The following is a 5,546-nucleotide window of genomic DNA, read 5'->3' on the forward strand; positions in this document are numbered from 1 at the left end:
ATTTAAACTGCCACAGGCACTATAAGTTGTAACATCGTTAAGCTACTTCCAAAAACATTGGTGATCATGACTTTAACACATTCGGGTTGAGTTTTAAAAAGCCAATGTTTTTATTACATATTTTAAAAAGGGGATTTGTGTTTTATGAGTAATTTAGAGAAGGCCGACCGCCTGATTCAAGAAGAAAATAACTATTATGCCCGTTCAGCTAGAATCAATTATTACAACTTGGTGATTGACCATGCCCATAACGCAACATTGGTAGACGTAGACGGCAATCAATACATCGACCTGCTTGCCAGTGCTTCGGCAATCAATATTGGTCACACAAATGAACGGGTTGTTAAAGCCATTAGTGATCAGGCCCAAAAGCTGATTCACTATACACCGGCCTACTTCCATCACGTTCCTGGAATTGAACTATCCAAACGACTGGCTGAAATTGCCCCAGGAAAGTCACCTAAAATGGTCAGTTTCGGCAATTCCGGTTCTGACGCCAACGACGCGATTATCAAATTCGCACGGGCCTATACCGGCCGTCAATACATCGTTTCCTACATGGGATCCTATCATGGTTCAACCTATGGTTCCCAGACATTATCCGGAACCAGCTTAAATATGACTCGGAAAATCGGGCCTATGCTGCCAAGCGTGGTTCACGTCCCTTACCCGGACCTTTACCGCCGATACAAAGGCGAAAGCGAGCACGATGTCGCAATGCGGTATTTTGATGCTTTTAAAGCACCCTTTGAATCTTTTTTACCGGCTGATGAAACGGCCTGTGTTTTAATTGAACCCATTCAGGGTGATGGCGGTATTGTAAAAGCACCGGAAGAATACATGCAGCTGGTTTATCAATTCTGTCATGAGCATGGCATTTTGTTTGCCATTGATGAGGTAAATCAAGGGCTGGGCCGGACTGGTAAACTTTGGGGAATTCAACAGTACAAAAATATTGAACCGGATTTAATGTCCGTCGGCAAATCCTTAGCTTCCGGCATGCCGCTTAGTGCTGTTATTGGCAAAAAAGAAATTATGCAAAGTCTGGATGCCCCGGCACACCTCTTTACCACGGCAGGTAATCCGGTATGTTCCGCGGCTTCCCTGGCAACGCTGGACGTTATTAACGATGATCATTTAGTTGAAAAGTCAGCTAAAGATGGTGCTTACGCAAAGCAGCGGTTCCTTGATATGCAAAAACGGCATCCGTTAATCGGTGATGTCCGTATGTGGGGATTAAACGGTGGTATTGAACTTGTTAAGGATCCCCAAACCAAGGAACCAGCCAACGAAGCTGCTACCAAAGTTATTTACTATGCGTTTGCACATGGTGTGGTTATCATTACGCTGGCCGGTAATATTCTAAGATTTCAGCCACCACTGGTTATTCCCCGCCAACAGCTTGAGCAGGCACTTCAGGTTCTGGACGACGCTTTCACCGCGGTTGAAAGTGGCAAGGTAGAACTGCCACAAGACGCCGGAAAAATCGGTTGGTAATGAGGTCGTTAGATCAAAACTCAAAAGGGCTTCACTCAGCATTGGATAAAAATGATGAGTGAAGCTTTTTATGACGCTATTTTAAATTTTAATCTGCTTTCTAAGCCCCTTAAGTGTCGCGTAAAGCCCCACTGCGCATAGAATATTAACCGTAATATCAATTACGGCAATAATCAAAACCGGCCAATGATTGGCATATGAGACTACAACCATCCCGAGGCTGCCCATAATGGTACCACCCGCGCTGTAAAGGGATGCGGCAGAACCATTATCGTTCTCCTGTTGCTTTAAAATCAGATAGGTGGCTGGCGGCCGACTAGCAGAACTGGCCAGTGTAGCCGGTAGTTCGGTAATCGCAAACAAATAAGGATTATGCAGTCCCAAACCCAACACTAGAACACCACCAACAATTCCAAGAAGAAAACAAGCATAAAGGATCACCATTCGATCAATATATTTTGACAACCGAATGTATAATAGTGGCCCCAAAAGCATCCCCAACGCATTAAAAGCAAAGAAATAGCTAAAAGCCCGACTGCTGAGACCGAAATGCACCTGAAAAATATAGGAAGACGAAGAGATAAAACTTAACGAAACAATCGATACCGCGGAAAAGTTAATTAACAGCGCTGAAAACGCTGGATTTGTCATCAAAACGCCCAAGCGGCTTAAAGACCGCCCGACACTCGTTGTTTCTTTGGACATATCATGAGTTTCCTGAAAAATAACCGCCCCAATTACCACAATGAGTCCTAAAAATGCCTGCGTAAAGAAAATGCCCCGCCAGGAAATAAATGTTAACAGAAGTGAGCCAATAACCGGCGCCAAGGCCGGCGAAATAACAACCATTGATTGCACAATCGCCAAAGTAGTTTCCTGCTTGCGGCCGGTATAAACATCTTTAATCACAGCGGTCGCAATCGTTGTTGCTACACCGCCGCCGATTGCCTGCAATACCCGAAACAGAATAATTTCAAAAGCAGACGTCGCAAGCCCACACAAAATTCCCGCGAACATATAACCGGTCAGGCCAATGAGTAAAATTGGCCGACGTCCATATCGATCACTTAGCGGCCCCCAGACCAGGGTAGCAATACTATAGAAAACAAAAAATAGAATTAACGTTAGATTCATGATAATTTCGGAAACACCAAAGAATTTCGTCATCGTTGGTAATGCCGGTAAATATAAATCCGTTGATAAAGGGACAAACGCACTTAATAATGCCAAGAAAATGATAAAACCCACATTTCCCATTCGTGGTTGAACCCGTTCAGAAGTCATCTGATGCTCCCCTTTCCGCTTGACCGCTGCCATTTCATTTCAAAAACCGATTCTCCCGTTGCTTCATCAATCGTTATTGCTTCCTTGTAAAACCCTTGCATGTGGTAAAAGTGGTAAGCCGCCTGATTTTTTTCATAAACAGACAAAGTCAGTTCACTTCGACCAGCCTTAACGGCGTCCAGAAGTTGCCTGCCGACACCTTGTCGTCGAACCCGTTTATCAACGAATAGCCCCGCAATATAATTATTGGTAATTCCCAGGAAACCGACAATTGTTTTAGACTGTGTCGCAACGAACAGAGTTGCCTGAGCCAACTGCCGCTTAACCTGTTCATAATTTGACAGCCAGTAATGCTGATCGATAAAAGAATGAGCCTCTAGATTGGCGTCCAGCCACAGATCAGCAACTCGCTTCAATCTTTCGCCGGAAACACCGCTTTCACAACTTATCATTTCATAATTACCTACTTCCAATATAATTATTGTCATTGTACAACGAAATAAATAAAAGTGGGTTTAAAAGGCAATTAATGAAAATTAATCAAAACCAGCTCGTTTTTGTTCGGAATTCGTGTACAATATGATTAATAAGAGTTTTTAAATGAAAGGCAGGCTACCTTACCATGGCAACACACCAAAATTCCGTTTACTTAGCATCCCCTTTCTTTAGTGAAGGGCAGAAAAATCGAATTGCAAAGGTTGTTTCACTATTGAAGCAGAATCCAACAATTGACAATGATCGTATTTTCATTCCTCAGGATCACCAATTTGAATCAGAACCATTTGGCAGCTTTAAATGGCAGGACGCCGTTTTTGCGTCAGACATACGTCAGGTTCGTAAAGCCGACGTCGTCGTAGCAATCTTGGATTATCAACTGGAAGAAGGTTTAACCGAACCCGACTCCGGGACAATTTTTGAAATCGGCGCGGCTTATCAAGCTAACGTTCCAGTTATTATGGTCCAGTTCGGAAACAACGGCCAGCTCAATTTGATGTTAGCCCGCAGTTATACAGCCTTTTTCAATGGTGAGAGTGATGTTTCCAACATCAAAGATTATGATTTTAATAATCTTGAAACTCGATACACGGACAAAAAGGTTCTTTAAAATGATTCGTAAATAAAAGAGGTTTGCAATACGGTATACCTTCAGAGTTAAAGTTTTTACTCTAACTTTGGGGTATACCGCAAAAACGCAAACCCCTTTTTTAATTCTTATGTGTCGTGCTTTTGGCACGGAAAGTTGTTCTATGATAAAGCGATAGCGTGAGAGTTTCAGTTAAGTTAAAATAACTTCAACATTAATTGTCGTGAATGGATCCTTCTGAACTTGGAATTGGTTCCTTGGCAAACCTGGCAATTGCCCAACTTCCCAAAAGACCAATCAACATAAATGGCAGGAAGTCCAAACCGACACTGTAAAGTGGAATTGTATTTGAAGCCCATGCATTGATATCCGCGAAAAATGGCATTTTAGCAAATACAGGCGGGAGATTATGAATCAAATCAAGGATAGCAGGGATCATCGTCAGGGAAATCGTACTTCTGTAAATCAGCTTGCGGCGACCGATGAAGGGATGCATAATTCCTAAAATAATTAAAGCGATTGCCAGTGGATACAGGAAGCTTAGAATTGGTGATGAATAGAGAATGATCTGATCCAAACCGAAGTTTGCGATTGAGAAGGAAACAATCGTCGCAAAAATCAGAAATTTATGATAACCAATTCGTGGAAACCGACGGCCCCAGTCCTGAGATAATGATGTGATTAATCCAATCGAAGTCGTGAGGCAGGCAATCAAAGTCAGTGCGGCCAGAATAGAAGCACCAGCCATGCCTGTGTAGTGCTGCATAATCGTTGTAAAGGCCGTTCCACCATCCGCACTTAGCTTGGTATATGACAGACTGGAAGCACCTAAAGCGATCAGAAAGACGTAGATCAACGCCTCAAATCCCATTGTCAGCGCCCCAATTTTAGCAACGGACTTTGATCGGTCACGGTTATTGGTTTGACCAAACAACTTTAAAGCCGTTACGATTGTAACCCCAAAACCTAAGCCGGCCAGGGCGTCCATCGTATTGTAACCTTGAAGAAAACCATTAATTAACGAACCGGTGCCCTTTCCAGCTGCCGGAAGAAGCGTCATACTCCGCATATCGCTGCCTTTCAAGAAGAAAGCAACGAAGAATAGAAAGGCTAGTAAAAGTACCAAAATTGGATTCAAAATTTTACCAACATTTCTGGTAATCTTATTTTGATTGTAAGCCAATGCTAAAGTTGCGCCAAAGAACAATAGCGAAAAAATCAATAGGCTCATTTGCGTCCAAGCCTTGGGAATAAACGGTTGAATCCCCATTGAAAAGGTAACCGTCGCGGTCCGTGGTGATGCAATCAACAGCCCCAGAGACGAGTGGGTTAAAATGAGGAAGGCCAAAGCGAAAATCCGTCCAGCCGGCAGTGCCAAATCGTACATACTATTACTCTCCGTCATACTGATTGATAGAATTGAAAGTAATGGCAAACAAATTGCAGAAATCAAAAAACCAATTGCGGCAGGCAGCCAGTTGTTCCCTGCCATTTGGCCCAAATGAATCGGGAAAATTAAATTGCCGGCACCAAAGAACATCCCGAATAATAAAGATGCGGTAATAATATATTGCTTACGCGTTAAATGTATGTTTTTATCCATATCGCAATTTCCTCCCAAAGTTATTATTTAGCGAATTTATATCCTGACAACAAAAAACGCCCTTAGCTGTTTTTAATG

Annotated in this window: 5 protein-coding genes; 2 read left to right on the top strand and 3 right to left on the bottom strand. The window is 42.8% G+C overall.

The genetic code is table 11. The features are described 5' to 3' along the window. The first annotated feature begins 144 nt into the window (after nucleotides 1–144). Nucleotides 145–1,497 (top strand): aspartate aminotransferase family protein, encoded by a 1,353-nt coding sequence (locus tag JCM14108_RS13370; protein ID WP_035181439.1) that lies wholly within the window; start codon nucleotides 145–147, stop codon nucleotides 1,495–1,497. A gap of 81 nt (nucleotides 1,498–1,578) precedes the next feature. Here the strand turns inward: JCM14108_RS13370 and JCM14108_RS13375 are convergent, their stop codons facing one another. Further along, nucleotides 1,579–2,781 carry an MFS transporter gene (locus JCM14108_RS13375; RefSeq protein ID WP_035181440.1) on the bottom strand — a complete coding sequence of 401 codons (1,203 nt, stop codon included), beginning with the start codon at nucleotides 2,779–2,781 and terminating at the stop codon, nucleotides 1,579–1,581. Further along, the gene (locus JCM14108_RS13380) at nucleotides 2,778–3,233 is read right to left on the bottom strand and encodes a GNAT family N-acetyltransferase (RefSeq protein ID WP_035181441.1); all 456 of its coding nucleotides are present in this window, start codon (nucleotides 3,231–3,233) and stop codon (nucleotides 2,778–2,780) included. The genes JCM14108_RS13375 and JCM14108_RS13380 overlap by 4 nt, the downstream gene beginning before the upstream one ends. 170 nt (nucleotides 3,234–3,403) lie before the next feature. Between JCM14108_RS13380 and JCM14108_RS13385 the strand changes: the two genes are divergently transcribed. Beyond that, entirely contained in the window at nucleotides 3,404–3,886 is a 483-nt protein-coding gene (locus JCM14108_RS13385; RefSeq protein ID WP_035181443.1) for a nucleoside 2-deoxyribosyltransferase, read from the top strand. 193 nt (nucleotides 3,887–4,079) lie between these two features. Here the strand turns inward: JCM14108_RS13385 and brnQ are convergent, their stop codons facing one another. Then, the gene (gene brnQ, locus JCM14108_RS13390; RefSeq protein ID WP_035181444.1) at nucleotides 4,080–5,468 is read right to left on the bottom strand and encodes a branched-chain amino acid transport system II carrier protein; all 1,389 of its coding nucleotides are present in this window, start codon (nucleotides 5,466–5,468) and stop codon (nucleotides 4,080–4,082) included. Nucleotides 5,469–5,546 lie beyond the last annotated feature (78 nt).

This window comes from Lentilactobacillus farraginis DSM 18382 = JCM 14108, from assembly GCF_000583655.1.
Lineage (GTDB): Bacteria > Bacillota > Bacilli > Lactobacillales > Lactobacillaceae > Lentilactobacillus > Lentilactobacillus farraginis.

Bases quoted from the DNA above. Each gene is read 5' to 3' on its own strand.
- JCM14108_RS13385 (WP_035181443.1), top strand. From the start codon at position 3,404: ATGGCAACACACCAAAATTCCGTTTACTTAGCATCCCCTTTCTTTAGT.
- brnQ (WP_035181444.1), bottom strand. From the start codon at position 5,468: ATGGATAAAAACATACATTTAACGCGTAAGCAATATATTATTACCGCA.
- JCM14108_RS13380 (WP_035181441.1), bottom strand. From the start codon at position 3,233: ATGATAAGTTGTGAAAGCGGTGTTTCCGGCGAAAGATTGAAGCGAGTT.
- JCM14108_RS13370 (WP_035181439.1), top strand. From the start codon at position 145: ATGAGTAATTTAGAGAAGGCCGACCGCCTGATTCAAGAAGAAAATAAC.
- JCM14108_RS13375 (WP_035181440.1), bottom strand. From the start codon at position 2,781: ATGACTTCTGAACGGGTTCAACCACGAATGGGAAATGTGGGTTTTATC.